General features: G+C 40.6%; 14 protein-coding genes. 3 read left to right on the forward strand and 11 right to left on the reverse strand.

Annotation, left to right across the window (positions count from 1 at the left end; all coding sequences use genetic code 11):
• Positions 1 to 4 precede the first annotated feature (4 nt).
• Genes fusA through rpsL form a run of 3 tightly spaced genes read right to left on the reverse strand, consistent with a single transcriptional unit; the run spans position 5 to position 3,074 of the window.
• Positions 5 to 2,140, reverse strand: a complete 2,136-nt coding sequence (gene fusA / locus ABS766_RS15430) for an elongation factor G (RefSeq protein WP_408086091.1) — start codon at positions 2,138 to 2,140, stop codon at positions 5 to 7.
• Between the two features lie 27 nt (positions 2,141 to 2,167).
• Positions 2,168 to 2,644 carry a 30S ribosomal protein S7 gene (gene rpsG / locus ABS766_RS15435; protein ID WP_408086092.1) on the reverse strand — a complete coding sequence of 159 codons (477 nt, stop codon included), beginning with the start codon at positions 2,642 to 2,644 and terminating at the stop codon, positions 2,168 to 2,170.
• A 25-nt stretch (positions 2,645 to 2,669) separates the two neighbouring features.
• Positions 2,670 to 3,074, reverse strand: coding sequence for a 30S ribosomal protein S12 (gene rpsL, locus ABS766_RS15440; RefSeq protein ID WP_248432887.1), 405 nt, complete (start codon positions 3,072 to 3,074; stop codon positions 2,670 to 2,672).
• Positions 3,075 to 3,254: 180 nt separating this feature from the next.
• Here rpsL and ABS766_RS15445 point away from each other — a divergent pair, with 180 nt between their 5' ends.
• Positions 3,255 to 4,922 (forward strand): BamA/TamA family outer membrane protein, encoded by a 1,668-nt coding sequence (locus ABS766_RS15445; protein ID WP_408086093.1) that lies wholly within the window; start codon positions 3,255 to 3,257, stop codon positions 4,920 to 4,922.
• Positions 4,923 to 4,981: 59 nt separating this feature from the next.
• On the opposite strand, the gene ABS766_RS15450 is transcribed toward ABS766_RS15445, so the two are convergent.
• On the reverse strand, positions 4,982 to 7,723 hold the full coding sequence (locus ABS766_RS15450) for a fibronectin type III domain-containing protein (protein WP_408086094.1): 2,742 nt from the start codon (positions 7,721 to 7,723) through the stop codon (positions 4,982 to 4,984).
• Between the two features lie 294 nt (positions 7,724 to 8,017).
• Between ABS766_RS15450 and rlmB the strand changes: the two genes are divergently transcribed.
• Entirely contained in the window at positions 8,018 to 8,752 is a 735-nt protein-coding gene (gene rlmB, locus ABS766_RS15455; RefSeq protein ID WP_408086095.1) for a 23S rRNA (guanosine(2251)-2'-O)-methyltransferase RlmB, read from the forward strand.
• A gap of 93 nt (positions 8,753 to 8,845) precedes the next feature.
• Here rlmB and ABS766_RS15460 read toward each other — a convergent pair whose 3' ends face one another.
• Together ABS766_RS15460 and ABS766_RS15465 are read right to left on the reverse strand one after the other, a co-directional pair.
• Complete coding sequence (locus tag ABS766_RS15460; protein WP_408086096.1) at positions 8,846 to 9,640, reverse strand: rhomboid family intramembrane serine protease; 795 nt, start codon at positions 9,638 to 9,640, stop codon at positions 8,846 to 8,848.
• Between the two features lie 67 nt (positions 9,641 to 9,707).
• Positions 9,708 to 10,595, reverse strand: a complete 888-nt coding sequence (locus tag ABS766_RS15465) for an alpha/beta hydrolase family protein (protein ID WP_408086097.1) — start codon at positions 10,593 to 10,595, stop codon at positions 9,708 to 9,710.
• A gap of 94 nt (positions 10,596 to 10,689) precedes the next feature.
• Here ABS766_RS15465 and ABS766_RS15470 point away from each other — a divergent pair, with 94 nt between their 5' ends.
• A complete protein-coding gene (locus ABS766_RS15470) occupies positions 10,690 to 11,967 on the forward strand; it encodes a replication-associated recombination protein A (RefSeq protein ID WP_408086098.1) in 1,278 nt (425 codons plus the stop codon).
• A 100-nt stretch (positions 11,968 to 12,067) separates the two neighbouring features.
• Here the strand turns inward: ABS766_RS15470 and ABS766_RS15475 are convergent, their stop codons facing one another.
• The 5 genes from ABS766_RS15475 to ABS766_RS15495 all read right to left on the reverse strand — a co-directional run bounded on the left by ABS766_RS15475 (position 12,068) and on the right by ABS766_RS15495 (position 15,800).
• A complete protein-coding gene (locus ABS766_RS15475) occupies positions 12,068 to 12,817 on the reverse strand; it encodes a hypothetical protein (RefSeq protein WP_408086099.1) in 750 nt (249 codons plus the stop codon).
• Between the two features lie 6 nt (positions 12,818 to 12,823).
• Positions 12,824 to 13,513 (reverse strand): YjjG family noncanonical pyrimidine nucleotidase, encoded by a 690-nt coding sequence (locus ABS766_RS15480; RefSeq protein ID WP_408086100.1) that lies wholly within the window; start codon positions 13,511 to 13,513, stop codon positions 12,824 to 12,826.
• A gap of 41 nt (positions 13,514 to 13,554) precedes the next feature.
• The gene (locus ABS766_RS15485; RefSeq protein WP_408086101.1) at positions 13,555 to 13,884 is read right to left on the reverse strand and encodes a hypothetical protein; all 330 of its coding nucleotides are present in this window, start codon (positions 13,882 to 13,884) and stop codon (positions 13,555 to 13,557) included.
• Between the two features lie 67 nt (positions 13,885 to 13,951).
• On the reverse strand, positions 13,952 to 14,440 hold the full coding sequence (locus tag ABS766_RS15490; RefSeq protein WP_408086102.1) for a hypothetical protein: 489 nt from the start codon (positions 14,438 to 14,440) through the stop codon (positions 13,952 to 13,954).
• Positions 14,433 to 15,800, reverse strand: coding sequence for an ABC transporter permease (locus tag ABS766_RS15495; RefSeq protein WP_408086103.1), 1,368 nt, complete (start codon positions 15,798 to 15,800; stop codon positions 14,433 to 14,435). Before ABS766_RS15495 ends, ABS766_RS15490 begins: the two co-directional genes overlap by 8 nt.
• Positions 15,801 to 15,803: the final 3 nt, after the last annotated feature.

A 15,803-nucleotide genomic window follows, 5' to 3' on the forward strand; every position in this document is an offset into this window, starting at 1 on the left:
TAAATTAAGCGTTTCCTTTAGCTTTTTTAATTACTTCGTCTGCAATGTTAGACGGGGTTTCAGCATAGTGTGAGAACTCCATTGTAGAAGTTGCACGGCCTGAAGAAAGTGTTCTTAACGTAGTTACGTAACCAAACATTTCTGAAAGTGGCACACTGGCTTTAACAACTTTAGAACCAGCCCTGTCATCCATGTTATTAATTTGTCCACGACGACGGTTAAGGTCACCAACAATATCACCCATGTTTTCTTCAGGGGTAAGCACTTCAAGCTTCATAACAGGCTCAAGTATTACCGCACCGGCAGCTTTAGCTGCTTCTTTATAACCCATTTTTGCAGCAAGCTCAAAAGAAAGCGCATCAGAATCCACAGGGTGGAATGAACCGTCAAGAAGTGTAACCTTCATACTATCCATTTCATAACCTGCAAGAGGCCCTGCTTTCATAGCTTCTTTAAAGCCTTTTTCTACAGATGGTATAAATTCTTTAGGAACGTTACCACCTTTTACAGCATTTACAAACTGAAGACCTACAGGCACTTTACCGTCTACCTCATCGGCAGGCTCTAGTGTAAATACAATATCAGCAAATTTACCACGTCCACCAGATTGTTTTTTGTAAACCTCCCTGTGTTGTGCAGTACGGGTAATAGCTTCTTTATACTCTACCTGTGGCTCACCCTGGTTAACCTCTACTTTAAACTCACGTTTCATACGGTCAACAAGAATATCAAGGTGAAGCTCACCCATACCAGATATAATAGTTTGTCCTGAAGCATGGTCTGTCCTTACGGTGAATGTAGGATCTTCTTCTGCAAGTTTTGCAAGGGCCATACCCATTTTATCAACGTCTGCCTTGGTTTTAGGCTCAACCGCGATACCGATTACCGGATCGGGGAAGTTCATACTTTCAAGAACAATAGGGTGTTTTTCATCACAAAGTGTATCACCGGTTTTAATATCTTTAAAACCTACTGCTGCACCAATATCACCCGCTTCGATAAACTCAATTGGGTTTTGCTTGTTAGCGTGCATCTGGTAAATACGTGAGATACGCTCTTTATTACCTGAACGGGTATTGAACACATACGAACCGGCATCAAGACGGCCAGAATATGCCCTGAAGAAAGCCAAACGTCCAACGTAAGGGTCTGTAGCAATTTTAAACGCAAGCGCAGAAAATGGCTCATTTACAGATGGCTTACGGCTTACAGGCTGCTCAGTATCAGGGTTTGTACCGTCAATAGCTTCTTTATCAAGTGGCGAAGGAAGGAATTTACAAACGGCATCAAGCATAAACTGAACGCCTTTGTTTTTGAATGACGAACCGCAAAGCATTGGTATGATAGCCATATCAATAGTAGCCCTGCGTAGTGCATTATTTACTTCTTCTTCGGTAATTGAATCTTCATCTTCCATGAATTTTTCAAGAAGATCTTCATCATAAGCAGCAACTTCTTCTATAAGCTGCGCCCTGTATTGTTTAGCCTCATCTACCATATCTTCAGGTATCGGCACAATATCAAAAGTAGCACCAAAATTATCATCATGCCATACTATAGCACGGTTTTTAATAAGGTCTACCACGCCTTTAAAGTCAGACTCATCACCTATCGGAAGTACGATTGGCACGGCATTACTTTTAAGCATGTCTTTAACCTGCTGGCAAACGGCAAGGAAGTTAGATCCCTGGCGGTCCATTTTGTTTACAAAGCCCATACGTGGCACTTTGTAGTTATCAGCAAGCCTCCAGTTAGTTTCAGATTGAGGCTCAACACCGTCAACAGCACTAAAAAGGAATACAAGACCATCAAGCACCCTTAGCGAACGGTTTACCTCAACGGTAAAGTCAACGTGGCCGGGGGTATCAATAATGTTAAAGTGGTATGGCTTGGTATCGTCTATAGCCGCACCCTGCTTGGTAGGAAAGTTCCATGTACAGGTTGTAGCAGCCGAGGTAATGGTAATACCCCTTTCCTGCTCCTGTGCCATCCAGTCCATAGTTGCAGCACCGTCATGCACCTCACCAATTTTGTGAGACATACCGGTGTAAAACAATATACGCTCTGTAGTAGTTGTTTTACCTGCATCAATGTGGGCAGCAATACCAATATTACGTGTATATTTTAAATCTCTTGCCATTTTTTTATATTCTTTATCTTTTATGAATTAAAACCTGAAGTGAGAGAATGCTTTGTTAGCCTCTGCCATTTTATGAGTATCAACCCTCTTTTTAACAGCAGCACCTTCTTCTTTGGCAGCAGCCAAAATTTCTGATGCTAACCTTTGAGCCATTGATTTCTCATTTCTTCTTCTTGCATAAAGGATAAGCCATTTCATAGCCATTGAAATTTTCCTGTCCGGGCGAATTTGCATCGGTATCTGGAATGTAGCACCACCTACCCTGCGGCTACGTACTTCTACGTGCGGCATAACATTAGTAAGGGCATCTTTCCACATTTCTATAGCTAATTTTTCTTCGTCCTGCTTTTTAGCCTCTACAATGTCTATTGCATCATAAAACACTTTAAAAGCAGTTGATTTTTTACCGTCCCACATTAAGTTATTTACAAAACGTGTTACTAACTGGTCATTAAACCTCGGATCTGGTAACAGAGGTCTTTTCTTGGCCTGTCTTTTTCTCATGTCTTTTCTTTAAAAGTTCTTTAAATTACTTTTTCTTTGCTGGTGCGGCAGCTTGTCCCGGTTTTGGTCGTTTAGCTCCGTATTTAGACCTGCGTTGTGTTCTTCCCGCAACACCTGCGGTATCAAGGGCACCACGAACAATGTGATACCTAACACCTGGCAAATCTTTCACCCTTCCACCCCTAACTAATACTATCGAGTGCTCTTGAAGATTGTGTCCTTCTCCGGGTATGTATGCATTTACTTCGTTACCATTTGTTAAACGAACCCTTGCAACTTTACGCATTGCAGAGTTTGGTTTTTTTGGTGTAGTAGTGTAAACACGTGTACAAACCCCTCTTCTCTGAGGACAAGAATCTAAAGCAGCCGATTTACTCTTCTTAGTTATCTGGGCCCTTCCTGTTCTTACTAATTGTTGAATTGTAGGCATAATTTATACTAAAAATTTCTTAAAATTTAAAAACCCGCTTTTTACGGGCTGCAAATGTAGGAATTATAATTTACAAAACAAATCTTAACCTATTAATTTCCAAAAGGATTGTAAGCAATATTTACTCCCTTATATGATTTAGTGTATTTTTGCGTTACTTTTAGCTGTAAACCTTTCGCTTTGAAAAAAATCCTGTTGCTTGTTGTTATATTATGTGCTGCTTTTTCTGCCGGGGCACAAAACTTTTACCTGAAAGCAACAGGGCGTAATGAAGCAGAAACAAAAATTATCGATTCGGTATCTTACAAAAACCCGAACCCCAATGCACGTGCCGTTACCGATGAGGCCAATGCCCTTTCGGCAGCATTGTACCGGGAGGGGTACCTTGAAAACCGGATAGCAGATCATATTAAAGTAAATGATTCGGTTTTTAACTATATGTTTTATGTAGGCAATAAAACCAACACCTTATATATATATACCGGCAACCTTAGCGAAAGCCAAAAGCTACTGCTGGAAATGAAACCTGAAAATGACACGCTGGCCATACCTTTTAATACGGCAGAAGAATTTATGAACGGCAACCTGGGCCTGCTGGAACAAAAAGGATATTCCTTTAGCGCCCTGCGGCTAACCGGTTACCAGAAAAAAGGCAATGCGCTATATGCAGCGCTGCTGCTGGAAACCTCTAAAAAACGTACACTGAATAACCTTGTGCTGGAGGGATATGATAAATTTCCGGAGGGGATACGCCGGAATATTTTACGGCAGTACCGTGGAAAAACGTTTAACCAGAAAATGCTGGAGAAGGTATACAGCGATTTTAATGCGCTTCAGTTTGTGTCTCAGCCCCGATATCCCGAAATACTTTTTAAAGAAGATTCTACTACGGTATATGTGTACCTGGAAAAAGCCCACCCCAATACTTTTGACGGGTTTATAGGTTTTACCAATGATGATGAGAATAAGATACGTTTTAACGGGTATACCGAAATTTTACTGAACAATATACTTAACTCCGGCGAGAAGTTTAACCTGTACTGGAAGAGCAACGGCAATGGTCAAACCACATTTAACACCTCACTGGAACTGCCGTATATTTTTAAAACCCCGCTTGGGGTTAAGGGCAGCCTGCAAATTTTTAAACAGGACTCTACCTTTCAAAATACGGTGAGCGACATTAACTTGGGGTATTATTTTAATTACAACTCTAAAGTATTTTTGGGCTACCGCAAAACACAGTCAACCGATATACAAAACCTGGACAGCAGTACACTGAGCGATTTTTCTAATACTTTTTATACTGCTTCTTACTTTTTTACCCGGTATGGGGGCAACCGTCTCTTCCCCGTAAAATCTGTGCTGGAGTTTGCCGGGGGTACCGGCAGCCGCAATAATAAAGGTAACAATACAGGCCAGTATTTTGTGCAGGCAAAACTATCGCACAATTTTTACCTGAACGAAACCAACATTATAAACCTGAAAAGCGAAAACTATTACCTGAAAAGCGAAAACTATATTGTAAATGAGCTGTACCGCTTTGGCGGTATTAATTCGATACGCGGGTTTAACGAAAACAGCCTGCAGGCTAATATTTATTCGGCTATTTTGAGCGAGTACCGCTATATGCTATCACCCGGGCTGTATGCCCATACCATAACTGATTATGGCTATTACCAGGACCAGGCCAATAACGTGCGCCAAAACCTGCTGGGTATTGGTTTTGGCCTTGGGCTATATGCCGGTGGAGGACTGTTTAATATTGTTTATGCCAACGGCAGCACGAAGGGACAAACCATAAAACTCTCTAACTCTATAGTGCATATAAGTTATAAGGCATCCTTTTAAACAAGAACAGGCTGCTAAAAAAGCAGCCCGTTCTTTCTGATTTGCAAAAATAAAACCTATTAATTTACTATCACTTTTACTGTATATACTTTATTTGAATGTATTTTGAGTAAATAAGTACCTGTAGGAAGGCTTTGATTGATAAGCGAAAAGTTATAATCATTTACGTTTTTAGAGGTATAAAAAAGGTTACCCGTTATATCAAACATATCTATCTGGTCTATACGGTATTTACATTTAATATACGTATTCTCCCCTTTTTTAACCGGGTTAGGGTATACCATTAAAGGCTGTTGCCCCTGCCACTCGTCTATGCCAGATGTATCGCCCTGTACCTCAAAGGAAATCCTGTTAGACACCTCGTTATAAGAATCATCAGTAAACATTACTATAAAATAATCGCCGGGTGCCGTAGGCAATTTATCTTCCGGCAAGGTCATAGTACCTTCCGGTTGTCCGTCAAAATATGTATAGCTTACCAATGGGTCGGTATTAGGTTCATCTCCTTCGTGATAAATACCCAACCAGTCTTTAATAATACCCGGGGCATCCGTCCATGTAGCAATAATATTTTCGTTAAGGTTATAAACTGTTTTGTTTATACCCAACTGGGTAATTTCTGTACCTACCTGAAAAAAGACTTTATTACCTACGGTGTTATAACCATCCTGCAAAAAATATTCGGCAAAATAGTAACCTTTGTCAAGGCCGTTGTTATAGGTATGGCTGCCCTCTGTAGCGGTAACATAAGTCCATGCAGTTGCAGGCACGGGGCCAGGCTCATGCCCTACTTTATAAATACCTATCCAGTCATTTGCCATGTTAGGGGCATTGGTAAAACTAACCGTTACGGGAGCGTTTTCTTCATACACTTCCTGGTCAGTGGCAAGTTCAACAAACGGGCCTACATAAAAATATTTCCTTTCGGCAATCTCTGTATAGCCATCGTTTTCAAAAAGGGCCGCATAATACATGCCCGTATCTGTAAGGCCGCTAAAGGTGTGCGTACCGCTTACCTGTCCGTTTGTATAAGCCCAAGTCTGAGAAGGGCTGCTGCTGCCCGGTGTCTGGCTTTCTTTATAAAGGCCAATCCAATCGGTAGCGTTACCCGGGGTGTCAGAAAATGAAACTACAATTGGTGTATTAGGCATATAGGCAATGGTATCAATTGCTATTTGCGTATCGGCATAAGTACTGTTAGTAATATTGAATGATTTAACATTACTCCACGCGCTCCAGTTAAGGTTATTATCCCTGTGGCGCACTTTTACAAAATACTGCCCGTTTGGCATTGCACCTTCTGCAAGGGTCAGCTTGGTAATATCTACCCCTTCCATCACGTTAGCAGTGGTATCAACCTGAGTGCCTACCGGACCAAACAGGTCTTCAAAATCGCGGTATACATCTTTTTCTATTATACTAAAATCTTCTGTTTTACCAATCATAAACTGCGTAGAGTTTAAAGGCTGATCTGTAGTAGTATTATACGCTGTACTTTCTATAGTAACCGGCAGCTCCTGGTCTCCTCCGTTAAAATTGTTTGTGATTTGCGGAGTTTCAGGCGCCTCAAGGCCAAGGTGGCGGTGAAACTCATCCATTAGCTGGTTATTTTTCCACTGGTAAACGCTGCCTATAGAATATGCCTCTACATCAAATGTACCATTGTTTACATCTATATCAACAATCTGGTACAGCCAGTTAGAGATGGTTTTCTGAACATCTTCAAAATCTTCCTCTACAGCCATACCCCAATACTGGTCCCACGCTACACCACCGGAAATAATCTGGTACGTAGGTGTATTTTTTAACTGCCCCCTATGGTATAAGTGGTGATGTGCACCAATATGTAATATGTGCTTTGGAGATGTAACCAATACCGGCATAACAGAGTTGCGTACCCATGTAGAAATATCGCCTACATATTGCTCTGCCTGATACGGCCTGTGCCCTAATGATATAATCCAGTCTACAGTGTCATCATTGTTGGCCGCGGTTATTACCTGCTGTACCCAGGTAAGTTGCTGCACGCCGGTATGCTCTGTATCTAATGCTATAAACAGGGTGTTACCTACCTGGTTGGCATAGTAATTTTCTGTACCTGATGATATGCCCTGATAACTCATTTCATCAAGTATATAATGGTCATAATAAGCCTGCATGGCCAATGTACCATAGGTTTCGTGGTTACCTACAAGTGTTTGTATAGGCAGGTAGCCCGAAAGCTGCTTATTTTTGTTGAAATGCACATTTTCATAATGATCCAGCGTGCCTACGTCAACCTGGTCGCCCACCATTACCGTAAGGGCAATATTATCAGACGGGTCGGCATCGGCGCCCCATTTTTCAGCTATTTTCCTTTTTGCAGCAGATACAAGCGAATCGTATCGCGGTACGTTCCTCATCTGGTTATCGCCCATTATCAGGAAACGAAGGTGGCCATCGGCTGTGGCGGCCTGCCCTGCCAGCGGCATTGTCCTGAATGAATATACTTCTGACTCTAACTCACCGGTTTTAATACGGTAATAATATTTACTGTTTGGGTTAAGCCCCTCAATTTTCACAGTATGGTAAAAATAGTTTGCCGGGTAACCGGTATCAGAAAAAACCTGGTTGCTACCGGTAACGGTATTGGTAAGTGCTTCCGGCGATGTACCATATTGCACTATACTCTCCGGGTTAGATGATGTTTTCCAGTTCACGTAAATTGAATTGGATGTTGGTGCCTGTAAATACGGGTAAAGCGTCTGGGCTTTTACGCACAGGCCGGCAAAAAGCAACAGCAAAAAGTAAATTTTTTTCATGTAAAATGATTTTTTGAGGTTTCCAAAAAAAGATGTGTAAAAGTAGTCCCCCACCCCCTAATACATTATTATGCCATATTTAAATTAGGGTTACCAACGCGGTAAGTTACCGTTGGCTGTTTTAGCTTTTTGTTAAATTTAAAAACACTATTGACTGATATATCTCTATTACATGCGCCGCAGTTTTTAAAAATTTGATTGGTTATTTAAAGTTTATCCTAGGATTGATTCAGCATGATTCTTAAAATACCATGAATATATAGTTATAGCATTACAATTAGCTATCTTTGCGCTATGGAAAAAGAGCACCAGATTTTTGGCATACGGGCTATTATAGAAGCCTTACAGGCCGGCAGGGAAATAGATAAGGTATTTGTGCAGAAAGACGCGCAGGGCGATTTGATGCGCGATTTACTGAAAGCATTAAAACAGCACAGTATTAACTTTAGTTATGTGCCTGTTGAAAAACTGAACCGCCTTACCCCCGGCAACCACCAGGGTGCGGTAGCGAGTATTTCTCCTGTAAAATTTCATGACCTGGAAACACTGGTAGAACAGGTGCTTGAAAGCGGTAAAACACCTCTTTTCCTGATACTTGACCAACTGAGCGATGCCCGTAATTTTGGCGCCATCATCCGCACGGCAGAATGTACGGGGGTTGATGGTATCATAGTACAGAAACAGGGCTCGGCGCCTGTAAACGGCGATACGGTAAAAACATCGGCCGGGGCCGTGTTTAATGTACCCATCTGCAAAGTTGAGCATATTAAAGATGCTATTTTCCACCTGCAGGGATCGGGTATTGCAACGGTAGCTGCCACAGAGAAAACCGACGATACTATTTATGATATAAACTTTAACCAGCCTATTGCTATTATTATGGGTAGTGAAGACCGCGGCATTAACCCCTCGGTTTTAAAGATAGTAGATGAAAAAGCAAAGCTGCCTATGTTTGGAAGCATATCTTCATTAAACGTATCGGTAGCGTGCGGCGCTTTTTTGTATGAGGCGGTAAGGCAGAGGAGGTGAAAATTATTTTAAATTCTGAATTTTAAATTTTGAATTATGAGTTGTTACGTCGATATAACAACACATTAAAATTTGCCTCTTTGAGCTTGAAACTCAAACTCCGTTTTCTTTCACACCACTATCGTCATTTTTGACATAATTGTATACGATTTTGAATATTTTGGGTGGTGGCGATAGAATTTCGGCATCAATTACTTCTATATCTTCCGGCTTGGGTGGGTTTACAAAATTACCGTTTTCGTCAAAGCGTTTCATGAACTTATCCTTACTGGGGTCAAAGTCCGGCCTTTGCCAGTCATACACTATAGGCTTGTGGTATTGTGGTGATTCATATATCCTTGCAAACAGCAGCCCTGCAATCAGGCCGCCAAGGTGCCCCTCCCAGCTAATGTTGCTATCGCCATCAGGAAATACATACCATACCATGCCCCCATATAACATTACTATAGTAAGGGACAGTGCTACTAAACGGTAGTATTTGGTTTGCAGCCCTTTAAAAAGCATAAAGCTTACCAATACATATATAAGTGAGCTGGCGCCTATGTGGTAACTATACCCCCGGCCTATTAACCAGGTTATAAAACCTGAAATTAATATACCGTATAAAATTACCTGCAGGGCATGCGCCCGGTAAAAATAGCGCAATGCGGCAATGAGCAAAAACAAGGGAATGCTGTTATTATAAATATGCTCCAGGCTGCCGTGCAAAAACGGGCTGAAGATAATACCCCGCAAGCCTTTAAAGGTACGCGGCAAAATACCGTATTCATTTAAATAGATATGAAACCGTACCTCTACCCAGTACACCAGCCATATTACCAGCGTAAAAGCCAGCGGCCAAAGCACTACCGAAGGGGAAAATTTAAATCTGTCGTAGTCGTTATACATAATATGCACACATCAAAAAGGCAACCAAATACAATTACCTGTTAAAATGTCAGTTACCTTTTAGTAGTTAACCTCCAGAAAAATGTGTATGCAGCCACAAATCTATTTTTTCTATTACATCAGGCCATACTTCTCTCAAACTATGGCTACCGTTGGGATATATGAGTAACTCAGACTGTAAGCCGAGTTGTTGTGTTTTGTTATATAGCTCCACCGCATTGTTTTTTTCCACACGCTCATCTTTATCCCCCTGTATAAACATCAGGCTGCAATGTTTATTTCTCATAGATTCTAAAAGAAAAACAGGCGAACGCTCTTTTAGTGCAGTAACAGAATCCTGGGCATACCCTGGTATACATTTACGGTAAACCTGAAACATCTTTTGCCTGCTTTTCATAAGGTCTGATGGTCCTGCAATATTAATAGCGGTTTTTATCCTTTCAGACTTTTTCAACAATATAAAGTTTGTCACTACTCCCCTGCTCCAGCCGATCAGTCCTATTTTTGATGTATCCGCATACGGCAAGCTGTCAATAATATTAAGCAGGCATAGTACATCATTTACATCTCTTCCGCCAAATTCATCTACCCCATCACTACCCATGCTGCCGCGTAGTTGAGAGCCAATTATAATATATCCACGGGCTGCAATTTTGCTGAGAAACATCATAATGTAAGAATCTGATACCATTCCAAACTCATTATTGCCACCCCTGTTATAAATAATCACAGGATGCTTTTTCAATTCACTTACAGGTTTAATCAAGAAACCATTTACAGATGTACTATCAAAAGAGTGGTAACTAAGGTTGTATACCTGCACCTGTTGCAAATGGGTTTGAAATTGTTTTCTTTCAGCAAACGAAAAATATTCATTTTCCGTAAGAGAATAATTAACCCCCTGACAACAACATGGCATAACAGCAAAAAGCAAAGCGATTATAAAAAAGCGCATAATTTTAATAAATAAGAACAATAACTAGTCCCAAAAATAACCATTTAGCATTTCTAAAACATAAAATTATTTACCAAATATGTATTTTTACAGTATGGAAGCACCCTTGGCAGAACGCATACGCCCACAGCATTTATCAGAATACATCAGCCAGCAGCACCTTGTTGGCCCTAATGGCTCATTAACCCAACAGATAAAACGAGGGATGATACCGTCGCTTATATTATGGGGGCCTCCCGGTACGGGTAAAACCACGCTGGCACAGATTATAGCCCAGGAAAGCCAGCGCCCTTTTTATGTGCTTAGCGCTATTAATGCCGGGGTTAAGGATGTGCGGGAAGTAATAGACAAAGCCAAACAAAGCGGCGGTATGTTTACTACCAAAAACCCGATTTTATTTATTGATGAAATTCACCGTTTCAGCAAATCGCAGCAGGATTCGCTTTTGGCCGCGGTAGAAAAAGGATGGGTAACGCTGATTGGTGCCACTACTGAAAACCCGAGTTTTGAAGTAATACCCGCATTACTTTCACGCTGCCAGGTGTATGTGCTTAATGCTTTTTCACGAGAAGATTTAGAGGCATTACTACACCGGGCTATGGCTGAAGATACTGTACTTAAAACTAAAAAAATTGACTTAAAAGAAACCGAAGCCTTACTACGCCTGTCGGGCGGGGATGGGCGCAAGCTGCTTAATATTTTTGAACTGGTAATTAATGCAGGCGAGGGTGATGATGTTGAAATTACTAACGACCGTGTAATGCAACTGGTACAAAATAATACCGTATTATATGATAAAACCGGCGAGCAACATTATGACATAATTTCTGCTTTTATAAAAAGTATGCGGGGCAGCGACCCTAACGGGGCGGTATACTGGCTGGCGCGGATGATTGAAGGAGGCGAAGATTTAAAATTTATTGCCCGCCGTATGCTTATTTTAGCCAGCGAGGATATTGGCAATGCCAACCCCACGGCGCTTATAATGGCAAACAACACGTTTCAGGCGGTGAGTACAATTGGCTACCCGGAATCGCGGATTATATTAAGCCAGTGCGCCGTTTACCTGGCTACCTCACCAAAAAGTAATGCAAGCTATATGGCTATTGGCAAAGCACAAAGCATGGTAAAACAAACCGGCGATTTACCGGTACCCATACACCTGCGCAACGCCCCTACTAAACTGATGAAAGAACTGGGCTATGGCGATGACTATAAATACTCTCACGATTATGCCAACAACTTTGCCGAACAGGAATTTTTACCTGATGCCATAAGCAATACAAAATTCTATGACCCGGGGCAAAACAGCCGTGAAAACAGCACACGTGAGTTTTTAAAAAACCGGTGGAAAGGAAAGTATGGTTACTAAGATGCAAAGTAGCGTAGTTGAAGAAGCAGTAAAGCCTCAAAGTGTTTTTAAAATAAAACACTTATCTTAAAAACACATTAAAACTTTGCAGCTTTTAAGCCTAAAACTTAATCTCCAGCTTTTCGCTTATCAGTTTATCGTTTTGATAATATTCAAAAAACCAGTCGTTACCTTTTTTAAATACCACCCCATTTTTGCCATCGCCAACAGCAGTGTAAGAATCCTGCTGTGAGGTACGGTACATTTTTAGTACCACTTTTGGTGTGGTATCTACTAACTGGTAGCCATTTTCTATAGGCTGTGCAAAGAGTATATCCTTATTTACAACAGGAGTTGGCGTTGCTGCCGTAGCTGCTACGGCCTTAGGGGGATTAGCGGTTTGTGTTGCTATAGGCTGTGCCGTATTTAACGCTGTATCTCCTGCGTATTTATAATTAAGGCCATCAAGAGAAACCGAAGCCTTTCGCAGTGCTTCATAATATCCCTTTTGGTAATCTTTAATTTTACTTTTTCCTACTTCCGATTCAAAAATTACTTTACCGCCGCAATCTTTCAGCAGTATAGACAGTCCGCTGCCAAACCAGTCGGAATGATCTTCCAGATCCCCATACAATGCCCTGCATTTATTAGCCATAAGATCAGGAGGAAGGTTATCATTGGTAAAAAATACTACAAAGCCGTATTTTTCAAAAAGCATTTTGGTTAACGTATTCAGGTTATACTCATTAGGATCTTTTAAAAAGTCAAACTTTTCAGGCACAATTACGTATTTATAATTATTAATGTCCTGAGTTTGTGCAAAGCTTGCCAAACCAATAAGCAATGCTGCTAATAGAAAAAGTTTTTTCATATAATTTTAAAGAAGTTTTTTAAGTTCAAGCAGGTGATGTACCTGTAACATACCAGCAGGGGCCTCTGCTTTATGCTCGTTAAAAAAAATAGCATCCATGCCACAATCTAATGCTCCCTGTACATCGGCCTCAATACAATCGCCAATCATTATGCTATCACATTTATCTACTCCGGCAGCCTTAATGGCATATTCAAAAATATCCGGATGCGGTTTTTTGCAGCCGGCATTTTCGCTATTAGTTATCGTTTCAAAGTAGTGATGTATGTTAGCATTTTTCAGTTTATCTTCCTGAACGGTATGAAAGCCATTAGTAATAATATGCAGGCTGTACCGGGGTTTCAGGTATTCTAAAATTTCTATAGCCCCTTCATACAAATAGTTGTTAAGGGGTAGAGTAGCTACATATTCTTCGCTAAGAGTATTAATCACCTCATCAGTTACCTCGTATTCAAGAATATCAAATACATCTTTAAGCCTGCCATAGCGCAGTTGCTGCTGGGTGATAAGCCCGTCGCGGTATTTTTTCCAGTAATTTTGGTTAATGGGTGTATGATGGGCTATAAAAAGGGGTGCCTCTATACCTATACCATTTTTTGCCAGTATATGCTCAAAAGCCAGTGCAGAGTTTTTCTCAAAATCCCACAAGGTATGGTCAAGGTCAAAAAAAATGGCTTTTTTATTTGTTAATGTCATAGTAGTATTTACTCATGATCAATTGTACAGTAACGGGAATTTTATTCCAAATAAAATGTACAAATTTTCTTTTTATTTCTATAAACGGCAACAACTTTATCATTACTTTTCTTGCATATCGAGTCACCTATTTTTATAAAGGAACCTATTGCCCCTCTTTTTTTACTATATGATTGTAAACTTTCATCTATTTTATACATATACAGGGAGTCACTTGATACCCCTAAAAAATAACCAAATACTTCATCATGATAATGACCCGTTCTGTCCACTATTCCATTTAATGGGTAGCTGATGGTATCTTCAACAAAGATATTTTCATTATTATATCTGAGCTTCCCAATAATGACCCCAATTAATGCAAATAACATCAATGTAATATATATAACAAAGAGTACTTTATATCTTAATCTCATAAATGGCAGGATCCCGTATGAGTTATTTACTTACAACAACGGCATCTTCTATGTGGTAAATCCAGTCATCTACATCATTATCATTATACCTGAAATTGCCTTTAAGGGTAACATACTGGTCTGTCTTAAATTTTTTTGAGGAGTCTTTCATCTTTATCCCCATAATAGTCTCCGGCCCTGCCTGGCCGCAAAAAAAGCAGGATGCAAATACATTTTTGCTCAATGCATAACTTTTATTATCAATAGGTATAACAAAGCCACTCATAACCACCTGCTTGTGGTTTTTAGCTTTTAGTGTACTATTAATTAACGGATACATAACCCCTTCGGGATAATCTGCACTTGGTTTTTTTATGTATTGAATCTGCCCCAGCAATTTCCAGCTAAGGGTGTCTGCTGCAGTATGCAGTACCGGCTGTGCAACAACAACGGTATGTTGGGGGGCCGAAGCCAAAGAAGCCAAAAGAAAACCTGAAAATAAAACTGTAACTAAAAAAAATACTTTACGCATTTGCCAATGTTTTTGATATATTTAAACTATATGCTTTTACTGCGGGTATAACCGCAGCTATAATACCTACAAAAATAGTAAGCCCTAATAAATATCCCTCTTTATCCCATATAAATTCAAAAGGGTTAAAGGATATTTTAAATTCAGACTCGCTTGAGTTTGAGATAAGCTGTAATGCTAACCTTCCAACAATTGTACCGAAAATATAACCCGTTATACATAAAAGCAGGCTTTCTATAAGCACAAGTGACAGCAACTGCAAACGGCTGGCCCCATTTACCCGTAATAATGCAAACTCAAATTTACGCTCTTTTAATGTGTTATAGAGCGCAATAAATATACTAATGCCGGATATAAACATAATACCCATTGCAAGGTAACGCAGCGCATCTAACCCCACACCAAAAAGTGTAAACAGCCTGTTTATTTCTATAATTGGCATTGCCACCTGCATATCGGTATTTTGGGGTATGAGCCTTGGCCAGGTAACAATAGCCATTTTACTGCGCATTTTTAGCAATACAGCGGTTATTTCTTTACCTTCTTCACTTATCTCATCATCATGATGGCCTGCCTCTGTAGCTTCATCATGATGGTGGTCATGATCATGTTCTTCTTCAGCCTCTGCCTCGTGGGCATCATGGTCATGTTCATCATGATCGTGGGTTTCTGCTGCAACATCATCATGGTCATGCTCATCATGATCTTCAGCCGCTTCCCCTTCTTCATGGTGGTGATCGTGCTCGTCATGGTCGTGCATAGCCCACACGCTTGGTATAGTACATAATATAAGGTTATCAATCACTTTGCCTGTCGGCGATGCTATACCCGTAACTATATACGCATGGCTTTTGTGTACTTCGCCCTCAGCGGCATCGCCATGAGAACCAAAAAAAGTATCCCCTACTTTCAGGTTTAATTTTTCGGCTACACTGCTGCCCACCACTACATCAAAATTTTGGGCAAACACACTGCCATTGGTTAGGGTTGCCCCAAAATGTTCCAGGTATTGCGGGGTGGTACCCACAATACGGTAGCCGTGGTAATTATCGCCAAAAGCCAGCGGAATGGCGGTTTCTACCATACGGTTATTCATCCATTGCTTTGCCTGGGCATAATCTATGTTCCCTGTAGGTGCATCTACCTGGTATACTGCCGAAAGTATAAGCTGTAACGGGCTGCCTTTTGCACCCATAACCATATCTATACCCTCTATATTATCATTAAACTTTTTTTCAAACTGGTTTTCCAGCAATATAAGTACTGTTATTATGGCAACGCTTGCTGTAAGCAGTATGATACTCAGCGCTGTGTTAAGCGGCTTATACCAAATATTTTTCCAGGCTATTTTACTTATCATGGG

Origin of the sequence: Flavobacterium rhizosphaerae (assembly GCF_046000445.1) — a bacterium.
In the GTDB taxonomy this organism is placed as follows: domain Bacteria; phylum Bacteroidota; class Bacteroidia; order Flavobacteriales; family Flavobacteriaceae; genus Flavobacterium; species Flavobacterium rhizosphaerae.